The sequence below is a fragment of the Alloyangia pacifica genome (assembly GCF_003111685.1).
GTDB classification, from domain to species: Bacteria; Pseudomonadota; Alphaproteobacteria; order Rhodobacterales; family Rhodobacteraceae; genus Salipiger; species Salipiger pacificus_A.
In genome coordinates this window covers 2,303,286-2,318,364 of record NZ_CP022189.1, presented here as the reverse complement: position 1 = coordinate 2,318,364, position 15,079 = coordinate 2,303,286, and the positions used below count along the sequence as shown (strand labels likewise).

Sequence of the window (15,079 nt, the reverse complement as noted above, 5' to 3'; positions counted from 1 at the left end):
CTGAAAGATGGCTGCATACGAATACGAGACGCATGATTATGACGTCGTGGTCGTGGGGGCCGGCGGCGCCGGCCTGCGCGCCACCCTCGGCATGGCAGAGCAGGGCCTTCGCACCGCCTGCGTGACCAAGGTCTTCCCGACCCGCTCGCACACCGTCGCGGCGCAGGGCGGCATCGCCGCCTCGCTGGCGAACATGGGCCCGGACAACTGGCAGTGGCACATGTACGACACGGTGAAGGGCTCCGACTGGCTCGGCGACACCGACGCAATGGAATACCTCGCCCGGTCCGCCCCCGCCGCGGTTTACGAGCTCGAGCACTACGGCGTGCCCTTCTCGCGCACCGAGGAAGGCAAGATCTACCAGCGCCCCTTCGGCGGCCACACCACCGAGTTCGGTGAAGGCCCCGCCGTGCAGCGCACCTGCGCCGCGGCCGACAGAACCGGCCACGCCATCCTGCACACGCTCTATGGCCAGTCGCTGAAGAACAACGCCGAGTTCTACATCGAATATTTCGCGATCGACCTGCTGATGGAAGACGGCGTCTGCAAGGGCGTGCTGTGCTGGAAGCTCGACGACGGCACCTTCCACGTCTTCAACGCCAAGATGGTCGTGCTGGCCACCGGCGGTTACGGCCGGGCCTACTTCTCGGCCACCTCGGCACACACCTGCACCGGTGACGGCGGCGGTATGGTGGCTCGTGCGGGCCTGCCGCTGCAGGACATGGAATTCGTGCAGTTCCACCCGACCGGCATCTACGGCTCGGGCTGCCTGATCACCGAGGGCGCCCGCGGCGAAGGCGGCTACCTGACCAACAAGGATGGCGAGCGGTTCATGGAGCGCTACGCGCCCCAGTACAAGGACCTCGCGCCGCGCGATTACGTCTCGCGCTGCATGACCATGGAAATCCGCGAAGGCCGCGGCGTGGGCGAGCATGGCGACCATATCCACCTGAACCTTGCGCACCTGCCCAAGGAAGCGCTCGCCGAGCGTCTGCCGGGCATCTCGGAAAGCGCGAAGATCTTCGCCGGCGTGGACGTGACGAAAGAGCCGATCCCGGTTCTGCCAACCGTGCACTACAACATGGGCGGCATTCCCACGAACTACTGGGGCGAGGTGCTGAACCCGACCGGCGAGAATCCGAACGCTGTCGTGCCGGGCCTGATGGCCGTGGGCGAGGCGGGCTGCGCCTCGGTGCACGGGGCGAACCGCCTCGGCTCCAACTCGCTGATCGACCTCGTGGTCTTCGGCCGCGCCGCCGCGATCCGCGCCGGCGAAGTGGTGGACCGTTCGGGCGCCGTGCCGACCGCGCCGAAATCGCAGATCGACAAGGCCTTCGACCGGTTCGACGGCGTGCGCAACGCCTCGGGCGCGATCCCGACCGCCGAGCTGCGTCTCGAGATGCAGCGCACCATGCAGGCAGATGCCGCCGTGTTCCGCGCCTCCGAGACGCTGAAGGACGGCAAGGAAAAGATGACCGAGATCGCCGGCAAGCTGGGCGACATCAAGGTCACCGACCGCTCGCTGATTTGGAACTCGGACCTGATGGAAAGCCTCGAGCTGACCAACCTCATGCCGAACGCGATCGCGACCATCGTGGGTGCAGAAGCGCGGCACGAGAGCCGCGGCGCCCACGCGCACGAGGACTTCGCCAACCGGGACGACGAGAACTGGCGCGTGCACACCATCAGCCGCGTCGAGGGCAACAAGGTCGAACTCAGCTACCGCCCGGTGGTTGTCGACCCGCTGACCACCGAAGCCGAGGGCGGCATCTCGCTGAAGAAGATCGCGCCGAAGGCACGGACGTTCTGATGCGCGCGGCTCTCGGCCTCGTCCTCGTGCTGGCGGCCTGTTCGCCCCAGACGCAAGACCAGATTGCGCGGCAGGCCGCGAAATCGACGGTCGCCCGCGTCGTGGCGGACAAGTACCCCGGCCTGCCGGTGGAACCGGCGCTGGATTGCGTGATCGACAATGCGTCGTCCACGCAGATCTACGCGCTGGCCGCCGACAGCGTCACCGGGCCGACCGCGAGCACCGTCGAGGTGGTTTCCGACATCGTCTCGAAGCCCGAGACCCTGACCTGCCTGGCAGCCGAGGGGCTGCCGGCCCTCATCCGATAGGAGAGCGACATGGTTCAATTCACACTTCCCAAGAACTCCAAGATCCGCACCGGCAAAACCTGGCCGAAGCCCGAGGGCGCGACCAACGTGCGGGCGTTCAAGATCTACCGCTGGAACCCCGATGACGGCGAGAACCCGCGGGTCGACACGTATTTCCTCGACATGGACAAATGCGGTCCGATGGTCCTGGACGCGCTGATCAAGATCAAGAACGAGATCGATCCGACGCTGACCTTCCGCCGCTCCTGCCGCGAAGGGATCTGCGGCTCCTGCGCGATGAACATCGACGGGATCAACACCCTCGCCTGCATCTACGGCCTCGATGAGGTCAAGGGCGACGTGAAGATCTACCCGCTGCCGCACATGCCGGTGGTCAAGGACCTGATCCCCGATCTGACGCATTTCTATGCCCAGCACGCCTCGATCATGCCCTGGCTGGAAACCAAGACCAACCGTCCCCAGAAGGAGTGGCGGCAGTCCATCGAGGACCGCAAGAAGCTCGACGGTCTTTATGAGTGCGTCATGTGCGCCTCGTGCTCGACCGCCTGCCCGAGCTACTGGTGGAACTCCGACCGCTACCTCGGCCCGGCGGCACTGCTGCACGCCTACCGCTGGATCATCGACAGCCGCGACGAAGCCACCGGCGAGCGCCTCGATCAGCTCGAGGACCCGTTCAAGCTCTATCGCTGCCACACGATCATGAACTGCGCCAAGACCTGCCCGAAGGGTCTGAACCCGGCGAAAGCGATCTCCGAGATCAAGAAGATGATGCTGAACCGGCACGTCTGAGCCAGAGCGCCGCGCAATCCCGAAACGCCGTGCCCGCAGGGCGCGGCGTTTTTTCGTGCCCGGTCTCGCGGTGCACCGTTGCGCTCAGCGCAGAGCGTGGTTGCAGCATCGGCGGGTGTGCCACCCTGCGCGAAGCCCTATCTAGGGAAGCGGACGGGAGGAGATCGAGAGATCAAGGATTGACGCTATGACCAGCACCGCTGCAAAGACCGATACCACCGCCCGTGAAGCCCTCGACGCGCTCGAGCAGGCCTTCGCCTACTACCAGCCCGAGCCCGTGCTCGTGCAGGTCGCGCACAAGGATGTGACCGCCGATCTGGGTACGCTGGACTATTACCGCGCCGCCTGAGGGTGGTTGCCGGCGGCGCCTCGCGCTAGGGTTTTGACCATGCGCCTCGCCTGCCAATCAAGCCCGACTGACCGAGGCCCCCGATGATCTTCGCGGGGGTCTTTGTCGTTGCGGTGATCGTGCTGCTGGTCTTCAACTACCGCCACGGCGACACGCGCAAATGCCGATGGCGCGAACGCCGCGGCGCGGGCGAGAGCAGCTGGACCTGTGTGCAGTGCGGCGCCACCACCACGGGGCCGCGCGGCCAGACCCCCGACATCTGCCTGCGCCAGACGAACTGAGGCCGACGACGGTCGGGGCAGGGGTGCCGGCGCAGGGCGCGAGCGACAGAGCGAGCACTGCCGCCGTCCCCTTTCGGGGCCTCCCCCATGATATTTGCTCTTAGGAGGTGGGGCAGGCTTGCGCCTCGCGGGGGCGGCGGGTCTTCTGATGGCAAAGAGGAGCCACAGGATGACCGAGACCCCAATCGCACCGCCGAAGGACGCCGAGGCCCGCCGGGCTGTGCCCCCGGTGATCTGCTATCCCACCGAGACCCTGCCCGTGCCGGATATGGCGCTCTACCGCGCGGCGCTGGCGCAGGCGGAGCTGGTTGAGACCGTTGTCGCTGCGCCGCGCGAGGCTTGTGCCTTCCGGGTGCCCGCGGGGGGCTTCTTTCGCATCCGCAGCGTCGAGGCGCCGCAGGTGGGCGATCTCAACCTGTGGAATGCCGCGGACCTCTCGGAGCGCTTCTATTCGGGCAAGACGCGCGCGCTGCATGGCACGCATCTGACCACCGGCGCGCGTATGTGGTCGAGTTTTCCCGACCTGCGGCCCATGGCGACCATCGTCGAGGACAGCCTCGGCTGGTACGGCATCGATGAATACGGCGGCTCAGTGCATGACGTGATCGGAACGCGCTGCGATCCGCACACGCATCACCTGTTGAGCGGCGGCGATCAGTACCACCATTGCTGCCATTCCAACCTGACGCGGGCACTGGCGGGGGCGACGGGGCTCTCGGCCGAGGCGGCGGCGCGCGAGGTGCATGACGTGCTGAACGTCTTCATGTGCACTGGCTTCACCCGCGACACCGGCCAGTACTTTATGAAGGCGAGCCCGGTTCGCCCCGGCGATTTCCTGACGTTCTTCGCCGAGATCGAGCTGCTGGGCGCGCTGAGCGCCTGTCCAGGTGGCGATTGCGCCAGCGAGCACAGCTCGGACAGGGCGCGTTGCGCGCCGCTGGAGGTGGACATCCTGAGAGTGCCAGAGGGCGCGCTGGAGGGCTGGCAGCCGCCCGCGCGCAACGGGTACGACCGCAGCCACGGCATGTGACCAGGCCCGCGGGGAGAGCTGGCTGGTAAGGCTGGGAAGGATCAGCCGGGCGGGCGCTCTGTCCCGCCCGCACCTCAGGCGAAGGCTGCCTCGAGCGCGATCTCGACCATCTCGGCAAAGGAGCTTTGGCGCTCTTCCGCCGGCAGGGCCTCATGGGTGAGGAGATGGTCCGAAACGGTGAGCACGGCGAGCGCACGCACGCCGTGGCGCGCCGCGAGATTGTAGAGTTCGGCCGCTTCCATCTCGACGCCGAGGATGCCGTGACGGGTCATGATCTCGGTCAGATCGGGGCGTTCGTCGTAGAACACGTCAGCGGAATAGATCCCGCCCACATGGGTTTTCGCTCCGATGCGCGCTGCGGCCTCGGCGGCGGCGCGCAGCAGGCCGTAATCGGCGCAGGGTGCGAAGTTCACCTCGCGGAAGATGCCCCGCGACGGGGTAGACAGGCTGCTGGCCGTCATCGCAAGGATGACGTCCCGCACCGAGACACTGTGCTGCATCGCGCCGCAGGAACCGATCCGGATCAGGGTCTTCGCCCCGTAGTCCCGGATCAGTTCGTTGGCGTAGATGGACAGGCTCGGCATGCCCATGCCGGAGCCATGGACGGAGACCCGGTTTCCTTTCCAGAACCCGGTGAAACCATACATGCCGCGCACCTGGTTGACGCAGTCCGCGTTTTCCAGAAACGTTTCAGCCACCCATTTCGCGCGCAGTGGATCGCCGGGCATCAGAACCGTTTCGGCGATATCGCCGGGCTTTGCTCCGATATGGACGGTCATCAGAGCGCGAGATCTTCGAGCGATTTGCCCTCGTCAAGCGCTTCGATCACCCAGTTCGGTTTGCGACCACGACCGGTCCAGGTCTGCGCCGGATCGGACGGGTTTGCGTATTTAGGGGCGCCTTTGGAGCCCTTGGTGCCGCCAGCGGCAATGATTTCGTCCAACGAGTATCCGAATTCCTTGGCGACCTGCTCGGCTGCGCGCTTTGCTTCCGCCTTGCGGCGCGCGTCTATGGTAGCCAGAGCTTTATCCACGTCGGCCTTTAGCTGCTTCAACTCGTCCTTGGACAGGGTATCAAGGTCAATATTCACGATTGTCTCCGTTTTCTGTGCCAATAAAATTGGCTATCCGGAGCTATTCCGCAAGTGCACGCTTTGTGTCAATTCTAGATTTTGTATAAAGAGGCTATTGACCACTCACAGTCACCGTGAGCCGCCTGTTCTTTTTGCTCTTCTTCTGCGGGATTTTACGCTATTGCGCGGCGACGCTCTCGGGATCCGCGAGGGTGATGATGTCCTGCATTATCTTGTTCAACTCAAAGTCTTTGGGCGTGTAAACGCGCGCAACGCCGCAGGCGAGAAGCCGTTTGGCGTCTTCGTCGGGGATGATGCCGCCAACCACCACCGGAATATGCGCAAGCCCTTCAGCGCGCATTTTTTCCAGAATATCGGAAATCAACGGAATGTGACTACCCGAAAGAATGGAAAGCCCTATGACATGCGCGCCAGTGCGGGCTTGCGAAACAATCTGTTCAGGAGTTAACCGAATTCCGTCATAGTCTATCTCCATGCCACAATCGCGCGCCCGGAAAGCGATCTGCTCGGCGCCGTTCGAATGCCCGTCGAGACCGGGTTTTCCAACGAGAAAGCGCAGGCGGGTGCCCAGTCGGTCGCTGACCGCATCGACTGCGGCACGCAGGTCCTCAAGCCCCTCCGTGCGGTTGGAGACGGCCTTGGCGACGCCGGTCGGGCCGCGATATTCCCCGTGTACGGCGCGCATTTCCCCTGCCCATTCGCCGGTTGTGACCCCCGCCTTTGCGCAGGCGATCGAGGCGGGCATGATGTTCTCCCCCGCCGAGGCGGCGCGGCGCAATTCGGCCAGCGCCGCGGTCACGGCACCGGCATTGCGGGCGGCACGCCAGTCTCCAAGCCGAGAGATTTGCTCGTGCTCGACCGCAGGGTCCACCACCATGATTCCACCGTCTTCGCCAACCAGCGGGGAAGGTTCGGCATCCGTCCAGCGATTGACGCCCACCACGGTGGTCTCATTGCGCTCGATACGCCCGAGCCGGTCCGCATTGGAGTCGACGAGCCGGGCTTTCATGTATTCGATGGCGCCGATGGCGCCGCCCATCGAGTCGATATTCGCCAGCTCGGCCCGCGCGTCCTGCTTCAGTTCCTCGACCTTTCGATCCACCGCGGGATTGCCGTCGAAGAGATCGTCGAATTCGAGCAGGTCGGTCTCATAGGCCAGGATCTGCTGCATCCGCATCGACCACTGCTGGTCCCAGGGACGGGGCAGGCCGAGCGCCTCATTCCAGGCGGGCAATTGCACGGCGCGCGCGCGGGCTTTCTTCGACAGGGTGACGGCCAGCATTTCAATGAGAATGCGATAGACGTTGTTTTCGGGCTGCTGCTCGGTCAACCCGAGGCTGTTGACCTGCACGCCATAACGGAAGCGCCGGTATTTCGGATCGGCGACCCCATAGCGCTCTTGCAGGATTTCGTCCCAGCGATCGACGAAGGCGCGCATCTTGCACATCTCGGTGACAAACCGGATCCCGGCGTTGACGAAAAAGCTGATGCGTCCGCAGAGCGCCACGAAATCCTCAGCGGCGACCCGCGGTCTCAGCTCGTCCAGCACTGCGCAGGCGGTGGCGAGGGCAAAGGCCAACTCCTGCTCGGGTGTCGCGCCAGCCTCTTGCAAATGATAGGAGCAGACGTTCATCGGGTTCCACTTGGGCACATGGGCATAGCAATACTCGGCCACGTCCCCGATCATCTTGAGCGAAGGTTTCGGCGGGCAGATATAGGTGCCGCGGCTGAGGTATTCCTTGATCAGGTCGTTCTGCACCGTGCCCTGAAGGTTCGCGATCTCCGCGCCCTGTTCCTCCGCGACGGCGATATAGAGCGACAACAGCCAGGGGGCGGTGGCGTTGATCGTCATCGAGGTGTTCATCTGCTCGAGCGGGATCTGGTCGAACAGTGCGCGCATGTCGCCGAGGTGGCAGACCGGCACGCCAACCTTGCCGACCTCGCCGCGGGCCAGCACGTGATCGCTGTCATACCCTGTTTGGGTCGGCAGATCGAAGGCCACCGAAAGCCCGGTCTGCCCCTTGGCGAGATTGGACCGGTAGAGCGCGTTGGAGGCGCTGGCGGTGGAATGTCCGGCATAGGTGCGGATCAGCCAGGGGCGGTCGGGCTGGCGCGGGCTGGTGCTGTCCTTCATATCATCCTCCCTTGAGCTGCTCGAATCTCGCGAGCAATCATCTTGCTGTTTGGAGTGGATATTGGAAATAAAATGTCCAGTCAATTCGCCGCATCGCGGCGGAGAGCCTCAGCTGCGCTGCAGCAGGGGCGGCATCTCGGAAAACCCAGTATACATGCGTTTCGGGAGAACGCAGGCTCACGGATCCGTATCAACTAAGTTATAAAATTTCACCAAGATAGCCATGAGAGTTGCAATGTTGCGCGATGAATTGTATCTCGAAGGGGAGGAGCCCCGCGATTCTGCACTGCAGCGCGGGCGACGCAGGAGTGAGGAAGGAGGCCATGATGGCACTCGACAGCAAGACCGAGATCGCGCCCTACAACACACCGGTGAAGGACCTCTACGAGATCGGCGAGATGCCGCCCCTCGGCCATGTGCCGAAGCAGATGTACGCCTGGGCGATCCGCCGCGAGCGTCATGGCGAGCCCGACCAGTCCTTCCAGAAGGAGGTGGTCGACACCTGGGAGATCGACAGCTCCGAGGTGCTGGTTCTCGTGATGGCGGCCGGGGTCAACTACAATGGCGTCTGGGCCGGGCTCGGCGTGCCGATCAGCCCCTTCGACGGCCATGGCGCGCCCTATCACATTGCGGGCTCCGACGCCTCGGGCATCGTCTGGAAGGTGGGCGACAAGGTCACCCGCTGGAAGGTCGGCGACGAGGTGGTCATCCACTGCAACCAGGACGACGGCGACGACGAAGAGTGCAACGGTGGCGACCCGATGTTCTCGCCCAGCCAGCGCATCTGGGGCTACGAAACGCCGGACGGCAGCTTCGCCCAGTTCACCCGCGTGCAGGCGCAGCAGCTGATGCCGCGACCCAAGCATCTGACCTGGGAAGAAAGCGCCTGCTACACGCTCACGCTGGCCACCGCCTACCGGATGCTCTTCGGCCACCACCCGCATGAGCTCAAGCCCGGGCAGAACGTGCTGGTCTGGGGCGCCTCGGGCGGGCTCGGCTCCTATGCGATCCAGCTGATCAACACTGCCGGCGCGAACGCCATCGGGGTGATCTCGGACGAGAGCAAGCGCGAGTTCGTCATGTCGATGGGTGCCAAGGGGGTCATCAATCGCAACGAGTTCAAGTGCTGGGGCCAGCTGCCCACGGTCAACACGCCCGAGTACAACGACTGGCTCAAGGAGGCGCGCAAGTTCGGCAAGGCGATCTGGGAGATCACGGGCAAGGGCGTGAGCGTCGACATGGTCTTCGAGCACCCGGGCGAGGCGACTTTCCCGGTCTCGGCGCTGGTGTGCAAGAAGGGCGGCATGGTGGTGATCTGCGCCGGCACCTCCGGCTTCAACTGCACTTTTGACGTGCGCTACATGTGGATGCACCAAAAGCGCCTGCAGGGCTCGCATTTCGCCCACCTCAAGCAGGCCTCGGCGGCCAACAAGCTGATGATCGAGCGCCGGCTCGACCCCTGCATGTCCGAGGTCTTCGGCTGGGAGGAGATCCCCGCGGCGCATGTGAAGATGCGGCGAAACGAGCACAAGCCGGGCAACATGGCGGTGCTTGTCCAGGCGCCGCGCACCGGGCTGCGCACCTTCGAAGAGGCGCTTACCGTAATCTGATTGCCGCCGTCTGATCTGGTGCGGGCGTGGCCAAGAGGATGCCTGCTGCGCTGCCGAAGGTCGGCGCGGCGGTCTCGCGGTGGGCGGCTTCTTGAACAGACGAAGCCGGGTCGACGAGGGGACAGGGCGGGAGGCCCTGTCCCTTTTTTGTGTCAGAACGGCGCGCCACGTCCGCAGGCCCGCGCTGATATGCTACACTGCGCATGTGTCGTGGGACATTTTCCCGACTGCGCCCTCCCTGCACGGCGGGTCACCCCGAGTTTTCCGAGTCAATTTCTTTCTAGGACATTTGAGCCCAACCAATTGAGGAGAACACGCTATGACCCCCTGGGAGCTTCACGGCTACGAGCTGGGAAACTGCAATTGCGCCCCTGGCTGCCCCTGCCAATTCATGTCCCTGCCCACCTATGGCAACTGCGAGGCGGTAGCGGGGTTCGAATTCCATTCCGGCCATCACGGTGAAACCGATCTTTCGGGCACCCGCGCCGCCATGCTGCTGCATTGGCCGGGTCCAATCCACGAAGGCGGGGGCACCATGCAGGTCGTCATCGATGACGGCGCAAGCCCGGCGCAGCGCAGGGCACTCGAGCGCATCTTCGTCGGCGAGGACACCGAGGACATGGCGACCATGTGGTGGGTGTTTTCCGCGATGTCGCCGAACAAGTTGCAGACGCTTTACAAGCCGATCGCCTTCGAACTCGACATGGAGAGCCGCAGCGCGCAGCTCTCGGTCCCCGGGGTGGTCGACTGTGTCGCCGAGCCGATCACCAACCCGGTCACCGGGGCTGCGCATCGGGCGCGGATCAATCTGCCGCATGGCTTTGAGTATCGCGTCGCCGAAATCGCCCGGGGCACGGCCAGCACCAGCGGCGAGATCCGCCTCGAGAACAACAAGGCCAGCCACGCCCATCTGCTCGAGATCCATCTGTCAGGGCAGGGCGTGCTCGAGGCCGCCTGAGCCGAGCCGCCTCAGATCGGAGATGTCAGGATGCAAGAGAGCCTTGCCGAACGCGCCCTGCGCCGCGACCGGCTGATCGTTGCGGGTCTGCTGGGTCTGCTGTTCCTGCTGGCGGCGCTCTACACGGTCAGCGGCGCCGGCATGGAGATGTCGGCGCCGAAGATGCCCGGCATGCTGGGCAAGGCCGATCCGTCGGGCCTGGGCACGGACATGGACATGGCCGGGGCCTGGTCCTTCGGGCACGCGCTGCTGGTCTTCCTGATGTGGTGGGTGATGATGATCGCCATGATGCTGCCGAGCGTGGCGCCGGTGGTACTGCTCTACGCCGCGCTCGGGCGGCGCGGGGCGCAGGCCTTGGCGGTGCCGCGCAGCTGCGCGGCGTTCGTCCTAGGCTACCTCGCAGTCTGGGCGCTGTTCAGCGCGCTGGCGACGGCGCTGCAATGGGCACTCGAGGAGGGCGGGCTGGTCTCGGCCAGCATGATGTCACTCACCAGCAGCAGGGCCGGAGCGCTGGTGCTGATTGCCGCCGGGGCCTTCCAGTTCACCCCGCTCAAGCAGAGCTGTCTCAGCCAGTGCCGGTCGCCGGCAGAGGTCCTGACCCGCCACCGGCGATCCGGGATGACGGGGGCCTTCCGGATGGGGGTGGAGCACGGCTGGTATTGCCTCGGCTGCTGCTGGTTCCTAATGGCACTGCTCTTTGTCGGCGGCATCATGAACTTCGCCTGGATCGTCGGCCTCGCGCTCTGGGTCGCGGCCGAGAAATACCTTCCGCACGGGCCACAGATCAGCAAGCTCGCCGGGGCGGCGCTGGTTCTCTGGGGCGCCGCGATCCTGGCCGGAGTGCTGTGAGGCCGCTCAGGCGGGGTAGAAGCGCCCGCCCTTGCGTGCCATCTCGGCAAGCGTCTCGGGGCAGGTGAAGCGCCGCCCGTGGCGATCGGCGAGTTCAGAGGCACGCTCGGCGGCATAGGGGGCGCCGAGCATGTCGAGCCAGGAGAACGGCCCGCCCGACCAGGGCGCGAACCCCCAGCCCAGCACGGCGCCCACATCGCCTTCGCGCACTCCCGGCAGCACGTGGCGCTCCAGCGCCCGAACGGCCTCCAGCGCCTGCACGAAGAGTAGCCGGTGTTGCACCTCCTGCAGCTCCGGCTGCTCTTCCGCTTCGGGCCATTCGACCGCCAGCCCCTCCCAGAGTCCGAGCCGCTTGCCGCCCTCGTAGGTGTAAAAGCCCGCGCCCGCCTTCCGTCCAAGCCGCCCCAGCTCGGCCATGCGCTGCAGAACCCCGTCGACATCCGCGTCCCGATAGCTCTCGCCCATGGCGGCACGGCTGGCCTGGGCGATCTTCAGTCCCAGCTCGATCGAGGTCTCGTCGACCAGCTGCAGCGGACCGAGCGGCATCCCGGTCAGCTTGGCTGCATTCTCGATCAGCGCCGGGGCGACGCCTTCTCGCAGCAGGCGCAGCCCCTCGTTGAGATAGGGGATGATGCAGCGGTTGGCATAAAAGAAACGCGCGTCGTTCACGACGATCGGCGTCTTGCGGATCATTCGGGCGAAATCCAGCGCTTTGGCCACGGCGCGCGGGCCGGTGCGGACCCCCTTGATCACCTCGACCAGCTGCATCTTCTCGACCGGTGAAAAGAAATGCAGGCCGACGAAATTCTCGGGCATCAGCGAGGCTTCGCCCAGTTTCGACACGGGCAGGCTCGAGGTGTTGGTGGCGAAGATGCAGCTCTCGGGCACGTGGCGCAGCGCGGTGCGGGTGACCTCGGCCTTCACCTCTGGATCCTCGAAGACCGCCTCGATGATCATGTCGCAGCCGGCCAGGGCGGCAAACTCGGTGGTGGCGCTCAGCCGTTGCAGCACCGCCTGCTTCTGCGCGTCGCTGGTCTTGCCGCGCTTCACCCCTTCTTCGAGATAGGCCTCGGCGTGGGCGCGGCCCTTGTCCGCCGCCTCCTGCGTGCGGTCGAGCAGCACCACCTCGACCCCCGCCTGCGCCGCGACCAGCGCAATGCCCGCGCCCATCATCCCAGCGCCAAGCACGCCGAGCTTCTTCACGCTCTGCGGTGGCACGCCTTCGGGTCGGCCCGCGCCCTTGTCCAGCGCTTCCTTGCCGACGAAGAGCGTGCGGATCATCGCGCTCGAGCTGGGGTCGAGCATGACATGGGTGAACCAGCGCGCCTCGATCCTGAGTGCGGTGTCGAAGGGCACCTGCGCGCCCTCGTAGACCGCCGAAAGCAGCGCCTTTGCGGCCGGGTAAGCCCCCTTGGTCTTGCCGTTCACCATGGCCGAGGCGCCGAGAAAGGTCATGAAGCCCGCCGGGTGATACGGCCCGCCGCCGGGCAGCTTGAAGCCCTTGCGGTCCCAGGGTTTCGCCAGCGCCTCGGGCGCGGCCTGCAACACCCAGGCGCGGGCGGCCTCCAGGGGGGTCTCGTCGATCTCGTCGATCAGCCCCGCCGCCTTCGCCTTTTCGGGGGACAGAAGCGTGCCCTCCAGCAGATAGGGCGCCGCGCCCATGGCCCCGAGCCTGCGCACCAGCCGCGTGGTACCGCCGGCGCCGGGAAACAGCCCGAGCTTGATCTCCGGCAGGCCGATCTTCGCACCGTGGGTCGGCGCGGCGAAGATCCGATGACAGGCCAGCGCCAGCTCGTAGCCGAGCCCGAGCGCTGTGCCGGGCAGGGCGCAGGCGATGGGCTTGCCACCCTCGTTCGCGGCGTCCATCCCGGCGCGTTCGATCCGTCGCAGTGCCGCGTGCAGCGCCATGATCCCCTCGAAGATGCCCTTGGCCGGGTCGTCCCCGGCGGTGTCGCGCATCGCCGCCAGCGTCTTCAGGTCCATGCCGCCGGCAAAGCTGCCGGGCTTGGCGGAGGTGATCACGATGCCTTTCACGCGCGCATCTTCCAGCGCCGCGCTCACCAGCGCGTCGAGCTCGGCGAGCGCCTCGAGGCTCATGACGTTCATCGATTTGCCGGGCGTGTCCCAAGAGATGGTGCAGACGCCGCCCTCGGTGTCGGCCGAGAAATCGCTCATGTCTCATCCTCCCCTTCGTGCCGCCCCACCTCCGATCCGTCGCGGCGGCGGTAGACGCGGGCCGCGCCATGGGTCTCGGTCACCAGGTCATGGTCGCTGTAGTGGATGACGTCCGCGCCGCTGCGGGTGCCGATCACAAGGTAGCGGGCCGGGGCGTCCGAGCGGTTTTCAAGCCGGTGCCCGATGCCCTGACCGGCGGGCCAACAGGCGCAATCGCCCGGACCCATCGCCACCTCCTCGTCCTCGACCAGCACCAATGCGCCGCTCAGCACGTAGACCATTTCGTCCTCGCGCTCGTGCCAGTGCCGCCAGCCCGAGGCCGAGCCGGGCGGCAGTTCCTCGATGAAGGCGCCGAATTGGGTCAGCCCGCCCGGATCCGACAGGAGCTGGTAGCCATAGGGGCCGGGACCGTCACCGAGCACGCGATGGCGGCTGGCGCGATGGGTGGTGACGGGTTGGGGGTGGAGTTTTGGCATCATACCCTCTCGAGGATCATGGCCACGCCCATGCCCGAGGCGACGCAGAGCGTGACAAGGCCGGTGGATTTGTCCGCGCGCTCGAGCTCGTCCAGAAGCGTGCCGATCAGCATTGCCCCGGTGGCGCCGAGCGGGTGGCCCATGGCGATGGCGCCGCCGTTGACATTGACCTTGCCCGGGTCGGCGTCGAAGGCCTGCAGAAAGCGCAAGACCACCGAGGAGAAGGCCTCGTTCACCTCGAAAAGGTCGACGTCGCCGATCTCCATCCCCGCCTGCTCGAGAACCCTTTCGGTGACGGGGAGCGGGCCGGTCAGCATGATCGTCGGCTCGCTGCCGATGCGGGCCATGGCGCGGATGCGCGCGCGAGGCGCCAGCCCCATCGCCTCGCCGAAGCCCTTCGAGCCGACCAGCACGCCCGCCGCCCCGTCGACGATGGCCGAGCTGTTGCCCGCATGGTGAATGTGATCGATGCGTTCCAGCTCGGGGTAGCGCATCAGCGCCACGGCATCGAAGCCGGGCATCTGCGCGCCCATCTCTCTGAAGGCGGGCGTCAGCCCCGCGAGAGCCTCGAGATCCGTGCCGGGCCGCAGCGCCTCGTCACGCGCGAGAATGGGCAGCCCGTTGATATCGGTGACCGGCAGGATCGAGCGCGCGAAGCGGCCCTCCTCCCAGGCGCGGGCGGCGCGCGCCTGGCTCTCCGCCGCGTAGGAATCGGCGGCCTCGCGCGTGATGCCGTGCTTCGTGGCGATGAGGTCCGCGGCAATGCCCTGCGGCACGAAATGTTGGGGGATGGCGAGCGAGGGATCAACGGCGATTGCCGCCCCGTCCGAGCCCATGGGCACGCGGCTCATCATCTCGACCCCGCCCGCCAGATACGCTTGCCCCAATCCGCCCTGCACCTGCGCGGCGCCAAGCATCACCGCCTCGAGCCCCGAGGCGCAGAAGCGGTTGATCGACAGGCCCGGAATTGCCTCGTCCAGTCCCGAGGCCAGGACGGCGGAGCGCGCGAGACAACCGCCCTGTTCGCCGATCTGGGTGGCATTGCCCCAGATCACATCCTCGAGCACCGGCCCATCGAGGCCGTTCCGCTCCCGGAGCCCATCCAGCACAAGCGCCGAGAGCCGCAGGGCCGTCACCTCGTGCAGCGCGCCATCCGGCCGCCCCCGCCCGCGCGGGGTACGGATCGCGTCGTAGATATAGGCCTCGGACATGGCTCC

15 protein-coding genes are annotated in these 15,079 nt (G+C 66.0%); 9 read left to right on the top strand and 6 right to left on the bottom strand.

Features of this window, described 5'->3' with window-relative positions; translation table 11 throughout:
• Positions 1-7: 7 nt before the first annotated feature.
• From sdhA to CEW88_RS11125, 6 genes are all read left to right on the top strand, one after another.
• On the top strand, positions 8-1,810 hold the full coding sequence (sdhA, locus tag CEW88_RS11145; RefSeq protein WP_108966803.1) for a succinate dehydrogenase flavoprotein subunit: 1,803 nt from the start codon (positions 8-10) through the stop codon (positions 1,808-1,810).
• A complete protein-coding gene (locus tag CEW88_RS11140; protein WP_108966800.1) occupies positions 1,810-2,118 on the top strand; it encodes a hypothetical protein in 309 nt (102 codons plus the stop codon). Before sdhA ends, CEW88_RS11140 begins: the two co-directional genes overlap by 1 nt.
• A 9-nt stretch (positions 2,119-2,127) precedes the next feature.
• Positions 2,128-2,907 (top strand): succinate dehydrogenase iron-sulfur subunit, encoded by a 780-nt coding sequence (locus CEW88_RS11135; protein WP_108966798.1) that lies wholly within the window; start codon positions 2,128-2,130, stop codon positions 2,905-2,907.
• 187 nt (positions 2,908-3,094) lie between these two features.
• Positions 3,095-3,256, top strand: coding sequence for a hypothetical protein (locus tag CEW88_RS24745; RefSeq protein ID WP_193989033.1), 162 nt, complete (start codon positions 3,095-3,097; stop codon positions 3,254-3,256).
• Positions 3,257-3,339: 83 nt separating this feature from the next.
• Positions 3,340-3,537: a hypothetical protein gene (locus CEW88_RS11130; protein ID WP_108966796.1), complete on the top strand. Its 198-nt coding sequence runs from the start codon at positions 3,340-3,342 to the stop codon at positions 3,535-3,537.
• A 169-nt stretch (positions 3,538-3,706) separates the two neighbouring features.
• Positions 3,707-4,567 (top strand): urea carboxylase-associated family protein, encoded by an 861-nt coding sequence (locus CEW88_RS11125; RefSeq protein ID WP_108966794.1) that lies wholly within the window; start codon positions 3,707-3,709, stop codon positions 4,565-4,567.
• Positions 4,568-4,641: 74 nt separating this feature from the next.
• Here CEW88_RS11125 and deoD read toward each other — a convergent pair whose 3' ends face one another.
• The 3 genes from deoD to CEW88_RS11110 all read right to left on the bottom strand — a co-directional run bounded on the left by deoD (position 4,642) and on the right by CEW88_RS11110 (position 7,794).
• A complete protein-coding gene (deoD, locus tag CEW88_RS11120; protein WP_108966792.1) occupies positions 4,642-5,346 on the bottom strand; it encodes a purine-nucleoside phosphorylase in 705 nt (234 codons plus the stop codon).
• The gene (locus CEW88_RS11115; protein WP_095883690.1) at positions 5,346-5,657 is read right to left on the bottom strand and encodes an H-NS histone family protein; all 312 of its coding nucleotides are present in this window, start codon (positions 5,655-5,657) and stop codon (positions 5,346-5,348) included. Before CEW88_RS11115 ends, deoD begins: the two co-directional genes overlap by 1 nt.
• 160 nt (positions 5,658-5,817) lie before the next feature.
• Positions 5,818-7,794: a protein meaA gene (locus CEW88_RS11110; protein WP_108966790.1), complete on the bottom strand. Its 1,977-nt coding sequence runs from the start codon at positions 7,792-7,794 to the stop codon at positions 5,818-5,820.
• A 326-nt stretch (positions 7,795-8,120) separates the two neighbouring features.
• Between CEW88_RS11110 and ccrA the strand changes: the two genes are divergently transcribed.
• From ccrA to CEW88_RS11095, 3 genes are all read left to right on the top strand, one after another.
• Positions 8,121-9,404 (top strand): crotonyl-CoA carboxylase/reductase, encoded by a 1,284-nt coding sequence (ccrA, locus tag CEW88_RS11105; RefSeq protein ID WP_108966788.1) that lies wholly within the window; start codon positions 8,121-8,123, stop codon positions 9,402-9,404.
• A gap of 319 nt (positions 9,405-9,723) precedes the next feature.
• Positions 9,724-10,362, top strand: coding sequence for a DUF1326 domain-containing protein (locus tag CEW88_RS11100; protein ID WP_108966786.1), 639 nt, complete (start codon positions 9,724-9,726; stop codon positions 10,360-10,362).
• A gap of 30 nt (positions 10,363-10,392) precedes the next feature.
• Positions 10,393-11,211: a DUF2182 domain-containing protein gene (locus tag CEW88_RS11095; protein WP_108966784.1), complete on the top strand. Its 819-nt coding sequence runs from the start codon at positions 10,393-10,395 to the stop codon at positions 11,209-11,211.
• 6 nt (positions 11,212-11,217) lie between these two features.
• Here CEW88_RS11095 and CEW88_RS11090 read toward each other — a convergent pair whose 3' ends face one another.
• From CEW88_RS11090 to CEW88_RS11080, 3 genes are read right to left on the bottom strand one after another with little or no spacing between them, the layout of a single operon-like run.
• A complete protein-coding gene (locus tag CEW88_RS11090; RefSeq protein WP_108966781.1) occupies positions 11,218-13,386 on the bottom strand; it encodes a 3-hydroxyacyl-CoA dehydrogenase NAD-binding domain-containing protein in 2,169 nt (722 codons plus the stop codon).
• Positions 13,383-13,862, bottom strand: a complete 480-nt coding sequence (locus tag CEW88_RS11085; RefSeq protein WP_108967769.1) for a cupin domain-containing protein — start codon at positions 13,860-13,862, stop codon at positions 13,383-13,385. Before CEW88_RS11085 ends, CEW88_RS11090 begins: the two co-directional genes overlap by 4 nt.
• On the bottom strand, positions 13,862-15,073 hold the full coding sequence (locus tag CEW88_RS11080) for an acetyl-CoA C-acetyltransferase (RefSeq protein ID WP_108966779.1): 1,212 nt from the start codon (positions 15,071-15,073) through the stop codon (positions 13,862-13,864). Before CEW88_RS11080 ends, CEW88_RS11085 begins: the two co-directional genes overlap by 1 nt.
• Positions 15,074-15,079 lie beyond the last annotated feature (6 nt).